Genomic DNA, 16,446 nt, shown 5'->3' on the forward strand with positions numbered 1-16,446 from the left:
CGGCAAAGGAGAAAAAATATCTTGGATGAAAAACAATTAAAAAGAGCAATGGAGTTGATCTCAGTTGCCGGTACTGCAAAATCACAATGTGTTGAAGCTATGACTATTGCTGAAACTGGTGATATCGATGGTGCAAGAGAAAAATTAAAGGTTGCACACAAGACTTTGCACGAAGCACATAATATTCAAACTAAATGGATGACCGATGAAATGAACGGTGAAAAGGTTGAGAAATCAATTATGTTGATTCACTCACAAGACCACTTTATTTCAGCAGATATTATGATGACAGTAGCTGAAAAGGTTATTAATTTACACGAAGAACTAAATACTCTTAAGGCTAAGGAATGATTTTATGGCAACTGAAGTATTAGAACTTGATCCACTATATTCAAATAATATGGTCATACCAGCTAATAAAGCCTTTAAAATCAGTGGGACAGCCGTTAGAAATACCGAAGTTTATGCAGAAATAGACAATCAAGTTTTGCGTACAACCTCTGATACTGATGGCAATTGGCTGATTAAAGTTGCTCCAATTGAAAGTAATATTGAAACAACTCTGAAGGTTCAAAACTTGGATGAAGAAATAGTTGTTAACAATATTAAAACAGGGCAAGTCATTCTTCTGACAGGTCAATCTAATATTGAATATGAATTTCAAAATGATTGTGAATATCAGGATCAACTAAAGGATATTAATTTTAAAGATGCTTATTACTACAATGTTCCCAAACTTGAGTATCGTGATGAGAAGCAAACTTTGCCAGATGATTTGCCAATTCCTGCTTGGAAATTGGTCAAGGATACAACTGTGGGCAGGTTATCAGCAGTTGGTTACTGGATGTTGAAGCGTCTCAAGCAAATTTATCCGGACCAAGTAATTGGAATTGTTGACTGTTATAAAGGCGGTACATCAGCGTCATCTTGGGTACCAGAGTCTGTTTTGCAGAGTGATAAAGAATTAGTAGACACATTCATCAAACCATTCCACGAAGCAATTGATGGTAAAACTGCAGCTGATTTTAAAGAAGAGTTCGCTGTTTATAATGCCGCGGTTGAGGATCACAATACTAAATTGAGTGCCTTTACCAAAAAGTATCCCGAGGTTTCACTAAGTGATGCCAAAGATAAAGTTGGACACACACCATGGCCACCTCCAATGACACCAACGTCATTCTTAAGACCAAATGGCTTGTATCACACAATGATTGAAAAGGTTAAAAACTATCCTTTCAATGAAGTTGTCTGGTATCAAGGTGAAAATGATGCTCCAAATCCTGGAGTTTATAAGAAGTTATTACGCGGATTGATCATTAGCTGGAGACAATTGTTTGAAAATACTTCATTGCCATTTTATATTGTTCAACTTCCAGGATATTTTGATGAACCAAAGGATGCATGGCCAATGATTCGCCAAAGTCAGTTGGATGTATCCCAAACAATTAATGATGTTCACTTAGTTTCAATTTCTGATACGGGCGATATGCACAATATTCATCCTGAATCAAAACGGATTGCCGGAACACGTCTGGGAGAGATTATATCAGGCATTCAATATAGCGATACGCCAACAGTTTATAAACAAGAAATTGCTGATAATGGCTTGCTACTATTTGTCAAAAATGCTTCGATGTTAAGCGCTAGAGGAAACGCCTATGTTTCGATCAGAAATAATCAGGGGTGGATCGAGCAAGAAGTATATACCCAAGGCAATACAGTGATGATTCCAAATGCTGAACACGCAATTGAGATCAGATATGAGTATAAGAATTTTCCTAAATGCACGATATTTAATGAGTACGGGGCACCGTTGTCACCGTTCGAAATGAAAGTAGGCAGAGGCTAGTATGAAAAATTTAGGATTGATTGATATCGGTGGAACTTCTATCAAGTTTGCCGTATGGAAAGATAATGAATTAAAAAAATTAAAACCAGTACCAACGCCTTCAACATTAGGAGAATTTTACAATGTTCTGACTGATCAAGTAGAAAAAATGAAGCAGTATCAAATCGTGGGTGTCGGAATTAGCTCACCAGGTGCTGTTAATAAGAAAACTGGTGTAATTGAGGGTGCGTCAGCGATTCCTTATATTCATAATTTCAAGATTCAACAGGCATTGGAAGAAAAATTTGGATTGCCGGTAAGTATTGAAAATGATGCTAATTGTGCAGCTCTTGCTGAATTGGATTCTGGAGCCGGTAAAGATGTCGATAGTTTGGTCTTCTTAATTGTTGGAACCGGTGTCGGTGGTTCAGTAATTATTGATCATAAAATTTGGCATGGTGCACATTTATTCGGTGGCGAGTTTGGATACATGCTATCGGATAATGAAAATACACTCAGCAATTTGGGAACTTCGGTAAATGTTGCTAATAGATACAATATTAATTCGAAACCTGTTTCAAAATATTCAGGTAAAGAAGTATTCGATTTAGCTAAACAAGGCGATGAACGTGCTCAAAAAGAAGTACACACAATGTATTACGCCTTGGCTAAGAGTATTTACAATTTGCAATATAGTTTTGATCCCGAATTAGTTGTACTTGGCGGAGCAGTTTCCAATAATCCTGATTTGATTCCAGCGGTTAATAAAGAAATTGAAAAAATTAGAAAAATAGTTGAGATTGCATCGATAAAGCCTCAAGTTGTTGCTTGTCATTATACGGATGAAGCCAACTTGCGCGGTGCTTTAGTCAATTTTAATCAACAAAAATAAGAGTTAAGGGTTTATTGAAGTATGCCGTTTCCAGAGCTGAGAGTATTCATCTGCTGCACGGTACGTTCGAGCCACAGTGCGGTCTCGAACCTCGGTTGAAGCTTTTCTACAGACCGGAAAGTCTCCAACACGCCCGGTGGTGTAATGGCTAAAGCCATAACGCCACTATCGCTGCTGATGAATACTCTCAGCTCTTCCAACTAGTTCATTGTTTAAATGAATTATTACTGGGATTATCATGACAACGGTTGTATAAAATATTATCTTTAGACTTTATAGAGAATTTTATTTAAAAATGGAAAGGATGGTTCAAGGGGCACCGCATGTCACTTGAGCCTTTCTTTGTAATTAAGGAGATAAAATAATGCTTAAATTTCCAAAAGATTTCGCATGGGGTGCTGCAACGTCTGGCCCTCAATCTGAAGGTAACTTTCACAAGCCAAATCAAAATGTCTTTGATTATTGGTATGAAAAAGATCCAGATGCTTTCTATGATGGAGTAGGTCCAGATACAGCTTCAAACTTTTATAATGATTACAAAAAAGACATCCCATTGATGGCAAAATCTGGCATCCGTTCGTTGCGTACGTCAATTCAATGGACTAGATTGATGGCAGATGTCGACAAGGGAATCGTTGATCAAGACGGAGTAGAATTTTATAACAACGTCATTGATTGCCTATTAGATAACGGTATTGAACCTTATATCAATTTATTCCATTTTGATTTGCCAATCGATTTATATAAGAAATACGGTGGTTGGGAATCAAAGCACGTGACTGATTTGTTTGCTGACTATGCTCAAAAATGTTTCGAATTATTTGGCAGTAAAGTTAAAAATTGGTTTACATTCAATGAACCAAAGGTAATTTTGGATGGTGAGTATTTGTATCAATTCCATTATCCATTGAAGGTTGATGGTCCAGCGGCTGTCCAGGTTGCTTATAATATCAATTTAGCTTCAGCTAAGGCCGTTGCTAGATTTAAGAAGTGGCGTAAAGAGAATAATTCGGATGCCAAAATTGGTACCATTTTGAATTTAACACCTGCATATCCGGCAACTAATGATCCAGAAGATGTTGCTGCTGCCGAATTTGCAACACTTTGGGACGATAACATGTACTTGGATCCCGCTGTTAAAGGTCATTTCCCAGAAAAATTGGTTAAAATTTTGGACGATGCTAATGTTTTATTCGACAGCACACCAGAGGAATTGAAGATAATTGCTGATAATACAATTGATGTATTGGGAGTTAACTTCTATCACCCAGAACGTGTCATGCGTCCAAGTGTTTCGCCAGATAGTTTGCAAGATTGGATGCCTGACATTTATTTCGACAATTACGAGATGCCTGGACGTGTCATGAATGTTGATAAGGGATGGGAAATTTATCCTAAGACACTTTATGATATTGCCATCAATATTCGTGATAACTACGGCAATTTGCCATGGTTCGTATCTGAAAATGGTATGGGTGTGTCACGTGAAGAGCGTTATTTAGATGACAAAGGCGTTGTTCAAGATGATTACCGGATTAAATTTATTAAAGATCATTTGACGGAATTGCATCGTGGTATCGAGGCAGGTTCCAACTGTCAGGGTTACTTTGTTTGGACCGGAATCGATTGCTGGTCATGGAAAAATGCTTATCGTAACCGTTATGGATTGATTAGAAATGATATTCATACGCAGACTAAGACGATTAAAAAGTCTGGCCAATGGTATGCGAAGTTAAGTGAAAACAATGGATTTTAGTTATTGAAAAGATATTACAATACGTGTGGTGCTAGTTAAATATGCCGTCTTCAGAGCTGGAAAATATTTCCCAGCTCTTCCGACTAAATAATCGGTAATATTTGTAAAAGGTTATCAACTAGTACCATGCGTATTACAATTAATTTTGATATTTGATTTAATAGATGAATACAGAAAGGGGCTTCCTTATAGTTTAGGCAGTCCCTTTCTTTGTTGAAATATAGTAGGAGTTCATTGGAGCTTAAGAATCTTTGATGATTAAATTAAATTCAGATATTCTAGTCGGAGGTTGAGAGATAGTCCACTAGCAGTGACAGTGGTGTTAGGACGGCGAAGCCGTTCTTACAGCACAGACGTATTTTGAGATTCGCGTACTTTGCGAAGCTCAAAATCGAGGTGAGAGACCTTGGCTCGAACCGGTCTCACAGCAAGCGGACTATCTCTCAACCGGAGACGGCCCACATTAATAAAATTCTAATTTAACTAATGTAAATCTGTAAATGAAAAAGATATTTAAAAACTTTTTATTTATAAAAATATATTGGTGTAGCCTTATAAAAGGCGTAACAGCAAACTTAATAAACCATTGAAATAACAGTATTTCTTTCAATATCATGTTATAAATACTACTTGGCATATAAATTAAAAATTAGAAAACTCACTGAAAAAACTTATTTTTATTGATTGACATTTCAAAAATTAGATTGTATTATCTAACCAACGATTAACAAAAGATATTTATTAAACAATTTGATCGGGGGAAGTAATTCAATCCCGTTTGTACAGAAAACCTCTGTTTGCTGAGATGAGGGCAACGACTTGAATGAAAATGACCCGTGATTGGTGCGCTGAATCTTCGGATAAAGATGCAATGGTTGGTACCCTTTACAGTACACGCATATAGAGCTTTTGTATGTTGTAAAGGGGATGAGTGTAAACTTATTCCGAATTAGAATGGTACCGCGAGGAGTCGCTTCTAACATTGGACAGAGATGTTCAGTTTAGGAGCGGCTTTTTTTGTTTCTATAGATATTTTTTAGTCGATTAAGTATTAGTTAAGGTGGGAGAAAGATATGAGTAAATTTAAGAAATTTGGCAAGGTTATTTTATTAGCCTTCACAGCATTATTTATTTTTGTACTAGCTGGTTGTGGTAACCAAAGCAAGACACAAACAGTTAAAGTAGGGATTAATCCTTCAGATGCTCCAATTTGGAAAGTTGTTCAAAAGAATGTTAAGAGTGAAGGAATCGATTTGAAGATTGTTCAATTCAACGATTACAACCAACCAAATACAGCCTTGGTTCAAGGGGAAGTTGATATCAACGCTTATCAACATACAGATTTCTTGAACGCTTGGAACAAAGCACACAAGACAGACTTAGTTTCAATTGGTAAGACAGTTATCCAACCAATGGCTCTTTATTCACATAAGATCACTAAACTTAGCGAACTAAAGAATGGTGCTAAGATTGCCATTCCTAACGATGCTTCAAATGAAGCCCGTGCATTACAATTGCTAGAATACAATGGTTTACTAAAGCTTGACGACAGCAAGACATTACCTTCAACAAAAGATATTAAGGAAAACAAACTAAACTTGAAGTTCACAACACTTGATGCCGCACAAACAGCCCGTTCATTAGACGACGTTGATGCCGCAGTTGTTAATGGTAACGTTGCTAACGATGCTAAATTGAACCCTAAGAAAGCCGTTGTAACAGAAAAAATCAACAAGAACTCAATTCCTTGGATCAACATCATCGTTGCTCAAAAGAAGAACAAGGACAACAAGACATACAAGAAAGTTGTTAAAGCTTTCCAAACAAAAGATGTTGAAAAGGAAATCAAGAAAGTTTACGGCGGAAACGAAATTCCAGCATGGAACGCAAAACTTTAGTATTAATATAGGAAATAAAGTTTCTTTTTAAAATTTTACGTAATATAGTTTTAGATGGAATTAAGGGTAATATTTAAATAAACGGAGTGCCACATGACTTTATGATTTGGGGATCGTTTAGTCAAACACAAACTATCACGATTCGAAGATTTTAAGTTAAGGGAGTAATTATTAAATGGCAGAACAAAATGGGATAATTCAGCTTAAGAATATTGACGTTACCTTTCAAAATGAAGGTAAGACGATTGAAGCTGTTAAAGATGTTTCAATTGATGTTAAGAAAGGCGACGTTTTCGGGGTAATTGGTTACTCTGGTGCTGGTAAAAGTACGTTGGTTCGTGTAATTAACTTATTGCAACAGCCAACTGCTGGATCAGTTATTGTTAATAACCAAAACATGCTCGAATTAAGTCAAAAAGATTTACGTAAAGCACGTCGTAATATTGGGATGATTTTCCAACATTTTAATTTAATGAATTCCTTGACCGTTTATGGAAACGTTGATTTTCCACTACGTGATTCCGGATTGAGTAAGGCAGAACGTAAGCAAAAAATCGACCGTCTATTGGATATTGTTGGTCTATCTGACCGCGCTAACAACTATCCTTCACAACTATCTGGTGGTCAAAAACAACGTGTTGCGATTGCTCGTGCACTTGCTAATGACCCTGAAATTCTAATTTCCGATGAAGCTACCAGTGCTTTGGATCCAAAGACTACCACAGAAATTTTGGATCTACTTGGTCGTTTGAATAAAGAACTTGGAATTACAATTGTTATCATTACCCACGAAATGGACGCTATTAAACAGATTTGTAACCGCGTATCCGTCATGGAAAATGGTCGTTTGATTGAAGAGGGCGATTTATTATCAATTTTCGGTCAACCTAAAGAACAATTGACAAAGGATTTTGTTAATACTTCAACTCATATTGGTTCAGTATTGGACGAAATTCGTGATAGTGGAATCGTTGACAAACTTTCAGGACGTTTGATTGAACTTAACTATATCGGTGATTCTACCAATGAACCAATCGTCGTTGGATTGTACAAACGTTTTGAAGTTGAAGCCAATATTCTCTTTAGTAACATTGAAAGATTGCAAGGAACTACCGTTGGTATCATGCTTTTCGCTTTAACAGGTGATGATGACAAGGTTGAACAAGCAATTCAATATTTAAATGGTTTAAACGTTAATGTTAAAGAAATTGATTTAAAGAAAGAAGGCAAATAACTCATGGCAGGATTAATAAATAAGTTTTTACCTAATGTTGTCGCTAACTGGGAAGGCGATAATGGTTTCGTTACCGCAATCTGGCAAACACTTTATATGACTTTTGTCAGTGCATTATTTGCTGGTATTATCGGTATTATCTTAGGAATTCTCTTGGTCGTCACAGCTAAAGACGGTATCACACCACATAAGAATTTCTACTATTGGCTAGATAAATTGGTCAACCTATTCAGATCAATTCCATTTATCATCTTGCTAGCGGTTATCGGACCGTTCACTAAGTTGATTGTCGGCCAAACAATCGGACCTACTGGTGCTTTGGTACCATTGGTTATCGGTACTGCACCATTCTTTGCTAGACAAGTTCAATTGGCATTAGTTGAAGTTGACCCTGGTGTCATTGAAGCTGCTGAGGCCATCGGTTTGTCACCAATGAAGATTATCTTTAGAGTATATCTTCGTGAAGGATTGCCAGAATTGATCCGTTCCGGGACTTTGACAATTATTAGTTTGATTGGTTTAACAGCCATGGCCGGTGCTGTCGGTGGTGGTGGACTTGGTAACATGGCTATTTCAGTCGGATACCAACGATTTGAAAATGACGTTACCATTGTTTCCATGTTATTCATTTTAGTATTAGTTTTCGTTATTCAGGGACTGGGAGATTTAGCAGTTCGTAAGTTAGAACATTAATTTAATTACAACTACCACAATAGTAATTAAATTAATAGGTATTTTGAAAAGTAGATATGAAAAAGTTTGCTTATAAATACCGCGTCAAAAAAGGCGCTTCTATTTGGCAAACATTGCCTGATAGAAGCGCCTTTTCAAATTGAGGAGGAAAATCATGAAGAGTCGAATTAAGGGAATATTTTTAATATTCATTACCACACTTAGTTTATTTATTTTAGCTGGTTGCGGCGGAAAGAGCGCATCTGGCAAGACAGTGAAAATTGGTATTACTGGTGCCAATGATCCTGAGCTGGAGAAAGTTGCTCAGATTGTTAAAAAGGATGGAATTAACATTAAGATTGTCGAGTTTTCCGATTATAGTCAACCAAATACCGCATTGGCTAACGGAGAAATTGATATGAATGACTTTCAAACATTTACGTTCCAAAGCGATTGGAATAAGAAGCACAAGACGAATATCGTTACCATGGGGACTACCGTAATTGCGCCAATGTCACTCTTTTCCAAGAAGATTAAGAATATTAATCAATTGAAAAAAGGCGATAAAGTCGCTATTCCCAACGATGTTACTAACGAAGGTCGAGCACTACAATTACTAGAGAGCGCTGGTTTGATCAAACTTGATAATGCCAAGATTCCAAGTTTGCGTGACATTACCGAGAACAAAGTTGGTATCAAACTTTCATCATTAGATGCCGGACAAACTGCCAAATCACTTGATGATGTAACCGCCGCATGTGTTAACAGTGGGGTTGCCAGTGATGCTAAGTTGAATCCTCAAAATGCTGTCTATCGTGAAAAGATTACTGCCAAGTCTAAGCCTTATGTCAACATTATGTCAGCTAATGCCAAGGATAAAAATAATCCAACCTTTAAGAAAATTGTTAAAGCCTACCACACACCAGAAGTCGCTGACGTTGTTAAGAAAGAATTCCACGGTTATGAAAAAGCAGCTTGGACATATAAAGTTTTACAATAAAAACTATCAATTCAAGAAAATTGAGGAGCATATTCATGCAGACATTGGAATTTGATTTTCCCAAGGGAACATATACCTTCACAACAATGAGTAGATCAATTTATCGAATCACAATTTCCGATTCAAAGGTCGTCCTAAATAGGACACGTGATGAATTACGAGGGCGAGAGTTACGAAAGGATTCGGAAGATATAGAAGTTTTAAATGATTTTAAGATCGAAGTCGGAAAACCAGCTGTTTTAACATTACAACCTTTAAATCCAGCTGCAACATTTACGACGCGAATAACAACTCCAGTAGTAAAAATTTCACAGGAACTTTAATTTTATAGAGGGCAATCCAATTTGGGATTGTCTCTTTTTATGGAATTAATTCATTGTAGATATTCGTATAGATTATATTTCAGTATATAAAATGAGTTGAACATAAAGCAATTGAATATTATTATATTCAATTAAAACCGATCAGTCAGTCGGAGAAGCTGGGAAATATTTGTGTGCCGTGGTAGTGGTATAAGTACGAGAGGAATCTCCCGTACTTATATCACCGGGCGTGTTTGGAGACTTGACGAACTGTGTAAAGGCTTCAAACCGAGGCTCGAGACCGCATTTTGGCTTGGACCGTCCCGTACAGCTTGAGAATATTTCCCAGCTCTGGAGACGGAATGTTTAATAAACACTGCATTCTAAATTATTAAGTTTATAAATAAATATGAAAACAATTCCTTTTCTATGCATTTATTTTATTTTTACCTTAGAATTGAAGTAGGTTATTAAATAGAGAAGTCAGGGATTGCATATGAAAAACTTAGGGGCTGTCTTAAAAGAATTACGTAAAGAAAAAGGTTTAACACAAAAAGAATTGGCCGAAGGTGTCTGTGCCCAGTCAATGTTGTCAGCAATTGAGAATGATGTTTATATTCCCAATGCTAATCTGTTGGTCAATTTAGCAAAAAAATTAGAGGTCGATCTAAATGAAATTAGTTTGGCTGCCAATTATAGTATTAGTGGTCATAGTGATTTCAATGAAACAGTGGATAAGCTGTGCAATACTCACCAATATCAAAAATTATTAGAATTCTTGGAACAGGATGCTGTGACAGATTCTTTGGAAACTTCACAACAAATGCAGGCTTATTATTACTATCTCGGGGTAGCTCAATTACAAACTGGTTCGTTAGATGCTGGGTTGAGTTCATTCAGATTATCTTTGGCAGAAGTAAATCATTTACATCTAAATACAATTTCTCGATTGGCTTATTTGGCAATGGGCGTGATTGACGTTTTGCAGAATAATAAAACTGGGGCGGTCGACAACATTGATCTTGCATTTCGTAATTGGAATGAATTTGCTTATGACGAAAATCAAAATATTATTTATTATTTAGCAGCTTTAATTTATTTCAAATTGAACGATTATCAGAATTCAACGGCTTATTTGGTTGATGGGATTGCTTTTATCGCTAAGCATAATTCACATTATATGTTGGCAAATTGTTATTTCTTGATGGCTCGTTTGGCGCAAGAGGCCCACAATGATGACGAACGTTTGGAAGCTAATCAACGAAAAGATTTATTCTCAGAATTATATGGAGAACAAATTTTCAAAGATTTCTAAAATATCAGGATACTGATTTTTAATTAAGCCCATTTTTTCATATGATTGCCTTATCAAATTAAGGGAGAAACAATCATGAAAAGATTATTTGAAAATGAAATCCTGATTAAGGCTGATAAAAATATTGTTAAAAAGTTTTTAGTGGAAGTACCAAATTTTTTGAAGTGGAATTGGGCGATTGGAAATATTAAAGAAGTCGGTGAACGTACTTATACGATTCATCGGGATGTTGATGCTTTGAATAAAGATGAAATTATTGAAGTTAAACAAGATAATAATGAAATTATTTTTCAAAGTACCACTGGAAAAATGGAGTATCAACTTGTTTTCGAATTGAGTGAAGAGTCCGGTTTTACTAGAATTACGGAGCAACTTTATCCAACTAACGATTTGAAATTACCATTGGCTTTGTTCGCCCCAATCGTTAAAAATGCTTTTAACCAAAACTTACATGTTTTAAAAAGTTTGTTGGAACTTCAAGTGACAAAAATGTAAGTTTGTTGTAAGCGAATTCTATGTACTATTTGTACGGAATAACTTATTATGTAAATAAAGATAAAGAGGAGGAGTAGCTTATGCATATTTCAATTAGACGTTCGAGAAGTAACTATGTTTTTGCTGGTGTGATTGGTGGATTGGCAGAACATTTTCAATGGAATCCAACTATCGCTAGGGTTTTGTGGGTAATTCTATGTTTGACACCATTCCCAGGTATCATAGGCTACTTGGTACTCTGGATGTTAATGGAAAATCCTGATTAATAATAGAGGTTAAGATAATGCATATTCCAATAAAGAGATCGAAAGACAATCAAATTTTAGGTGGAGTTATTGCCGGCTTATGTGAGCAATATGACTGGAATCCAGCTATTGGCCGAGTACTTTACGTGGTACTCAGTTTGACACCAATGTTTCCCGGAATTATCGTTTACTTGATTCTATTGTTATTGATGGAAAAACCTGACGAAGCTTAATTAAAATAAATTGTTAAATAATAAAAGCCATAATAATCTGTATTTTCAGATTACTATGGCTATTTATTTTATAGTTGGAAAAATTCACCGATGGTATTTAAAACTCCATCGTGATCGTTGTCATCTTTAGTAATATGGTCAGCCGCTTTGAGGACTGATGGTTTAGCATTTTTCATGGCGTAGCTAATACCAGATTCTTCAAGCAATTCCAAATCATTGGTATTGTCGCCAAAGGACATGACGTTTTCCAAAGATAGGTTTAGTCCTTCAGAAAGATGTTGCAATCCTAGGCTCTTATTGACGTTATTACTCATGATGTCGATGCTGCCGAAACCGCTAACAGCCGCATAAATTTTGTTGCCGTATTTTTGGTTTAATAATTGGACAGCTGCATCTAGATCATCGTGTTGCAATTGAATGTTAAATTTGAATATTTCATCGTCAACTTTTGTAAGGTCGGGGACAACTTCAAGATTATTGATGTGGTAGAGTGGCTGATTTTCCTTAGATTCTGAGTAACTTGCTTTTTTACCAGAAAGCGAAATTGCCTTGAGGTCTAATTCATTTGTTAAAGTTTTAATCATATCGTTCACTAATTCTTTTGGAACTAGCTTTTCATACAAAGTTTCTTGATGTGAAATGATTTGTGAACCATTTTCGGCAATAAAAGCATCAATGTCTGGACTCTTTTTAAAAATTCTTTCTAAGTGGTCGTAATTGTTACCACTGGCAATGGCAAACTTAATATTCCTTTGATGTAATAAATTTAAATAATTATTCAAACGCTTTACATCATAATTGTGTTCAGTGTCAAAAAGTGTACCGTCAATGTCGGTCGCAATCAATTTAATATCGTTCAAAGCCAATCCTCCTGAATAATGAATAATAGAGATTTTAATAACGTAACTTAACCTTACGTTTATAAAGCGGATATTTCAACAGAATGTTTAGAGATTCATGCTACAATTAATTCCTGTAAGTTTAGTTTCAAGAAAGGAAGATCACTGTGGATTTAAATAAGTTTAAGGTTTTTGTCGATTTATCAAAAACACTCAATTATACTGAAACAGCTGAGAATCTTTTCACGACTCAGGGAAATATATCCAAACAAATATTAGCTCTTGAAAAGGGCTTAAATGTTTCCTTATTTAAACGAGCGCATCGAAAGATTGAACTGACTGAACAGGGCAAATTAATCCTTCCATATGCACAAAATATTTTACATGATTATGAACAATTAACTGTTAAATTAGACGATTATCAAGCTGCTCAAAATATGACCATTGAAATGCATACGATTCCGACGATGCCAAGTTATCAAAGCTTTAGCTTAATTGGTCAATTTTTAAGCGACTATCCAGATGTCCAAATGCAGCTTAAAGAGGAAGAAAGTTACAATTTAATAACTTCTTTGAAAGCTGGTAAATGTGAAGTGATTTTTGCACGGACTTTTAAATTTGATGATCCAAAATTGGAACGGATTGTCATGGAGAATGATAAATTCGTGGCTGTTTTACCACAGGGACATGTTTTAGCCACTCAAGATAAATTAGATTTAGCTGATTTAAAGACTGAAAAATTTTTAATTTTAGGTAATTCGACTAATCTTTATTTGCCAGTTTTAGAGCTTTGTCAGCAGGCTGGGTTCAACCCTAATATTGTTTATGAGGGCACACGTGTGGACTTGATCATGCAAATGGTTCAAAATAATATGGGTGTATCGGTGATGACAGCTAAGACTGCCAAGCAATTTGCAAATAAATCAGTTGCCATTGTACCTTTGACGGCTAATATTACCAATAAATTGTGTTTTATAAGAGTTAAAGGACAACATTCGAAAGCAAATAATCTCTTTTGGAATTATATTCAAAAGCAGGTTGGAAATGATGGGGGACGAGACGATTCAAGAATTATCAACTAAAGAAATAATTGATCTGATGGAGTCAGGTCTAAATATGAAGTTCTCCGCTGAACAAATAAAAATTTTAAATAATGATTTTATGAGACCGTTATTAGTTAATGCATGTGCTGGGTCAGGTAAGACGACTATCTTTATTTTGATGGCGCTGATTGCTGTTGCTAAGGGTAACGCCGCTCCAGACGAAATATTAGGAATAACCTTTTCACATAAATCCCGAGTAGATATGGGTGAACGTTTTGATAAATTTGTTAAAGAGTTGTCTGATACAGGGTTAGAGTTTCCCGTTGGACGTCCGAATTTCACAACTTTTCATGCTTTATTCTATCAATTATTAAGACAAAATCCTGAGTATCAACGGTCTCAAGTTTTGACTAGTTATCGCTTGTTTATGCGTGATTTATCTGATCAAATTAAGCATCCTAGTAACGTTATAACGAAGGCTGAAATGTTGGGAGAAATGTTTGATCTCAACGATTATATGATTAATCAGGGATTGACAACCAATGGCGTTTTGCCGACTGTAACGGAAGATAAGCCTTTACGTGAATCAATTAAAGTTATGTCAGAGTACTCACGTCAAAATCACGATGATGATTTCTACGCTGACTATTTGGATGTCATTAATAAGTATCAAGAACTCAAGCGCCGCAATGGTTATATTGACTTTAACGATATGAAATTATTGTTATTGGAAAGTATGAATGATCCGCGGTATTTGCAGTATTACCAACGTATTATGGCTCGATATAAGATTGCCGTAATCGATGAGTTTCAGGATATTGATAACTTGCAGTGGGAGATTATTTCCAAGTTATTGAGTCCCGAAACGATGCAACATCTGATTGTAATTGGTGATGATGACCAGAGTATTTACTCATTTAGAGGTAGTAATCCACAGTATATCTTGAATTATAAACAATTGTTGCCGGATGCTCAGAAGCTGAATTTGTCGACTAATTATCGTACGGGGGAGAAAATTCTGAAACGAGTTATTCCTTTGATTAAACAGAATCATGTTCGTTTGGATAAAGAGTTGCTGTCAGGCCGTCCTGATGTTGGTAAATTTGTACTTTATAGTAGTAAGAAATCTGGTTTCAGTGGTGGGTCAAAAATGTTGAAGCGCCTTGTAAAACAAGTTAATGATCCAGAAATTAACAATAATGATATTGCTATTTTAGTACGTTATAACTCGTCAAGAATGCTTTTAGCGGACTGGCTAGCTAACCAAAAAATTTACGCTAATATTAATAATTCAGGTGCCATTCTCCAAAATAATTTGATTTATCGAATTATAACTGAATTGATGAAGGCACTTTGGCAGGATAAATATAAGTATTTCAGTAGTCAGGCCAACCGAATTGGATTTCGAGCTTATAAAGATCATACGACCAAGGTTGAAAAACGAGTTGATGATGAGTTCAATAAATTAAGTAAATATTTGTTAGCAGCTGAAGCCTATAACGCCGAAACAAATACACCATATAAACGGACTGATGAGCGGGTTCAGATGTATTTCAACAGTATCAAACGTTTTAAGACTCGCATGGATGAAGCTGATAATGATGAAACTCGACAGAAGTTATCCAAGAGTCTAATTAAAGATTTGTACACTGCGGCAACAAAATTGACTGATAGATATTTTGACTTTATGGAAGAAAAGAACTTTATGTCGAAGGTTGAAGTGAATGATATTAAAAAGTATTTGGAAGATGAATTAGACGAATACAAAAATATTGATGATTTCTTCTTTGATGAAGAGCATAAGAAGGATATTCTTTCGAATCGGGTGGAGCAGGATAAACAGCAACATCGGATTCAATTTTTGTCATTGCATCAAGCTAAAGGCTTGGAGTTCAAGTATGTTTATCTTTATGGTTTGACTGACAAAGAGGTTGAGCGTGCCGGAGTGGTATTGAACAATTGGTTCCCACCGGAAATGACAATGGCTCAGTTTGTTAAACAGTGGAAATATATATATAATCGCAGTTTTGAATTTTTGGAGCACGCGTTGCAGGCTGCTCATATCGACAACTATAAAGAAATTACGAATAATAATGCTTTTAATCCCGTTAATATGGATAAAACTTTGGAAAAATCCAAGGAATATGCCATGTTTCATACTTTCTATAAAGAAGTTGAAAATTACTCAGCTTTTATCGAAGAGGAACGCCGCTTGCTCTACGTTGGTGTAACGCGGGCACAACAAGAGCTGTCATTGCGGATTGCTCCAGATTCGAACCCATTGTTGTTTGAATTAAAGTTGCCAAAGAAGAAACCAAAAAAATAATTATTAGAGTATGATAGTTGTATATACCAAATACGCTAATTAAGTATGCCGTCGGAAGAGCTGGAAAATATTCTCAAGCTGTGCGGACCGGTCCGAGCCGAAGTGCGGTTTCGAACCTCGGTTTGAAGCCTCGACACAGTTCGTCGAGTCTCCAAACACGCCCGGTGGTATAAGTACGGAAGATTACTTCCGTACTTATACCACTACCACGGCACACAAATATTTCCCAGCTCTTCCGACTAATTATTCGTTATTAGTTGAGTGTGAAAATATTTGAATTTAGGCTGTGGAATATTTATAGTAGGCCATCAACTGGTACTAGGCGTATTGTAAGTTATATTTAACGAGTACTGTACTTTAGTTATGTA

At 35.9% G+C, this 16,446-nt stretch carries 16 protein-coding genes; 15 read left to right on the top strand and 1 reads right to left on the bottom strand.

Going from position 1 to position 16,446, the window contains the following annotated elements; translation table 11 throughout:
* Nucleotides 1-21 precede the first annotated feature (21 nt).
* The 13 genes from AAA923_RS09680 (at nt 22) to AAA923_RS09740 (ending at nt 11,870) form a co-directional block, all read left to right on the top strand.
* Nucleotides 22-351: a PTS lactose/cellobiose transporter subunit IIA gene (locus AAA923_RS09680; RefSeq protein WP_041499300.1), complete on the top strand. Its 330-nt coding sequence runs from the start codon at nt 22-24 to the stop codon at nt 349-351.
* Nucleotides 352-355: 4 nt separating this feature from the next.
* Nucleotides 356-1,849: a sialate O-acetylesterase gene (locus AAA923_RS09685; RefSeq protein WP_338216678.1), complete on the top strand. Its 1,494-nt coding sequence runs from the start codon at nt 356-358 to the stop codon at nt 1,847-1,849.
* A gap of 1 nt (nt 1,850) precedes the next feature.
* Nucleotides 1,851-2,720: an ROK family protein gene (locus AAA923_RS09690; protein ID WP_338216680.1), complete on the top strand. Its 870-nt coding sequence runs from the start codon at nt 1,851-1,853 to the stop codon at nt 2,718-2,720.
* Nucleotides 2,721-3,084: 364 nt separating this feature from the next.
* Nucleotides 3,085-4,476 (top strand): glycoside hydrolase family 1 protein, encoded by a 1,392-nt coding sequence (locus tag AAA923_RS09695; RefSeq protein ID WP_338216682.1) that lies wholly within the window; start codon nt 3,085-3,087, stop codon nt 4,474-4,476.
* 1,073 nt (nt 4,477-5,549) lie between these two features.
* Nucleotides 5,550-6,374: a MetQ/NlpA family ABC transporter substrate-binding protein gene (locus AAA923_RS09700; RefSeq protein WP_338216684.1), complete on the top strand. Its 825-nt coding sequence runs from the start codon at nt 5,550-5,552 to the stop codon at nt 6,372-6,374.
* A gap of 175 nt (nt 6,375-6,549) precedes the next feature.
* Nucleotides 6,550-7,608, top strand: coding sequence for a methionine ABC transporter ATP-binding protein (locus AAA923_RS09705; RefSeq protein WP_041499295.1), 1,059 nt, complete (start codon nt 6,550-6,552; stop codon nt 7,606-7,608).
* A gap of 3 nt (nt 7,609-7,611) precedes the next feature.
* On the top strand, nt 7,612-8,301 hold the full coding sequence (locus AAA923_RS09710; RefSeq protein ID WP_338216687.1) for a methionine ABC transporter permease: 690 nt from the start codon (nt 7,612-7,614) through the stop codon (nt 8,299-8,301).
* 154 nt (nt 8,302-8,455) lie between these two features.
* Complete coding sequence (locus AAA923_RS09715) at nt 8,456-9,280, top strand: MetQ/NlpA family ABC transporter substrate-binding protein (RefSeq protein ID WP_338216688.1); 825 nt, start codon at nt 8,456-8,458, stop codon at nt 9,278-9,280.
* 35 nt (nt 9,281-9,315) lie between these two features.
* A complete protein-coding gene (locus AAA923_RS09720; RefSeq protein WP_338216689.1) occupies nt 9,316-9,603 on the top strand; it encodes a hypothetical protein in 288 nt (95 codons plus the stop codon).
* Between the two features lie 475 nt (nt 9,604-10,078).
* Complete coding sequence (locus AAA923_RS09725; protein ID WP_338216690.1) at nt 10,079-10,897, top strand: helix-turn-helix domain-containing protein; 819 nt, start codon at nt 10,079-10,081, stop codon at nt 10,895-10,897.
* Nucleotides 10,898-10,972: 75 nt separating this feature from the next.
* Nucleotides 10,973-11,392 (top strand): hypothetical protein, encoded by a 420-nt coding sequence (locus tag AAA923_RS09730; RefSeq protein ID WP_338216692.1) that lies wholly within the window; start codon nt 10,973-10,975, stop codon nt 11,390-11,392.
* A gap of 80 nt (nt 11,393-11,472) precedes the next feature.
* Nucleotides 11,473-11,658: a PspC domain-containing protein gene (locus AAA923_RS09735; protein ID WP_338216694.1), complete on the top strand. Its 186-nt coding sequence runs from the start codon at nt 11,473-11,475 to the stop codon at nt 11,656-11,658.
* Between the two features lie 17 nt (nt 11,659-11,675).
* Nucleotides 11,676-11,870 carry a PspC domain-containing protein gene (locus tag AAA923_RS09740; RefSeq protein WP_338216696.1) on the top strand — a complete coding sequence of 65 codons (195 nt, stop codon included), beginning with the start codon at nt 11,676-11,678 and terminating at the stop codon, nt 11,868-11,870.
* Between the two features lie 68 nt (nt 11,871-11,938).
* On the opposite strand, the gene AAA923_RS09745 is transcribed toward AAA923_RS09740, so the two are convergent.
* Nucleotides 11,939-12,730 (bottom strand): HAD family hydrolase, encoded by a 792-nt coding sequence (locus AAA923_RS09745; protein WP_338216699.1) that lies wholly within the window; start codon nt 12,728-12,730, stop codon nt 11,939-11,941.
* A gap of 146 nt (nt 12,731-12,876) precedes the next feature.
* Here AAA923_RS09745 and AAA923_RS09750 point away from each other — a divergent pair, with 146 nt between their 5' ends.
* Both AAA923_RS09750 and AAA923_RS09755 read left to right on the top strand, forming a co-directional pair.
* Nucleotides 12,877-13,791 (top strand): LysR family transcriptional regulator, encoded by a 915-nt coding sequence (locus AAA923_RS09750; protein ID WP_338216701.1) that lies wholly within the window; start codon nt 12,877-12,879, stop codon nt 13,789-13,791.
* Nucleotides 13,754-16,078 (top strand): UvrD-helicase domain-containing protein, encoded by a 2,325-nt coding sequence (locus AAA923_RS09755; protein WP_338216703.1) that lies wholly within the window; start codon nt 13,754-13,756, stop codon nt 16,076-16,078. The genes AAA923_RS09750 and AAA923_RS09755 overlap by 38 nt, the downstream gene beginning before the upstream one ends.
* Nucleotides 16,079-16,446: the final 368 nt, after the last annotated feature.

Source organism: Companilactobacillus muriivasis (genome assembly GCF_036246245.1).
GTDB lineage: Bacteria > Bacillota > Bacilli > Lactobacillales > Lactobacillaceae > Companilactobacillus > Companilactobacillus muriivasis.

Coding starts and splice junctions, on each gene's coding strand:
- AAA923_RS09685 (WP_338216678.1), top strand. CDS start 356: ATGGCAACTGAAGTATTAGAACTTGATCCACTATATTCAAATAATATG.
- AAA923_RS09690 (WP_338216680.1), top strand. CDS start 1,851: ATGAAAAATTTAGGATTGATTGATATCGGTGGAACTTCTATCAAGTTT.
- AAA923_RS09695 (WP_338216682.1), top strand. CDS start 3,085: ATGCTTAAATTTCCAAAAGATTTCGCATGGGGTGCTGCAACGTCTGGC.
- AAA923_RS09700 (WP_338216684.1), top strand. CDS start 5,550: ATGAGTAAATTTAAGAAATTTGGCAAGGTTATTTTATTAGCCTTCACA.
- AAA923_RS09705 (WP_041499295.1), top strand. CDS start 6,550: ATGGCAGAACAAAATGGGATAATTCAGCTTAAGAATATTGACGTTACC.
- AAA923_RS09710 (WP_338216687.1), top strand. CDS start 7,612: ATGGCAGGATTAATAAATAAGTTTTTACCTAATGTTGTCGCTAACTGG.
- AAA923_RS09715 (WP_338216688.1), top strand. CDS start 8,456: ATGAAGAGTCGAATTAAGGGAATATTTTTAATATTCATTACCACACTT.
- AAA923_RS09720 (WP_338216689.1), top strand. CDS start 9,316: ATGCAGACATTGGAATTTGATTTTCCCAAGGGAACATATACCTTCACA.
- AAA923_RS09725 (WP_338216690.1), top strand. CDS start 10,079: ATGAAAAACTTAGGGGCTGTCTTAAAAGAATTACGTAAAGAAAAAGGT.
- AAA923_RS09730 (WP_338216692.1), top strand. CDS start 10,973: ATGAAAAGATTATTTGAAAATGAAATCCTGATTAAGGCTGATAAAAAT.
- AAA923_RS09735 (WP_338216694.1), top strand. CDS start 11,473: ATGCATATTTCAATTAGACGTTCGAGAAGTAACTATGTTTTTGCTGGT.
- AAA923_RS09740 (WP_338216696.1), top strand. CDS start 11,676: ATGCATATTCCAATAAAGAGATCGAAAGACAATCAAATTTTAGGTGGA.
- AAA923_RS09755 (WP_338216703.1), top strand. CDS start 13,754: ATGATGGGGGACGAGACGATTCAAGAATTATCAACTAAAGAAATAATT.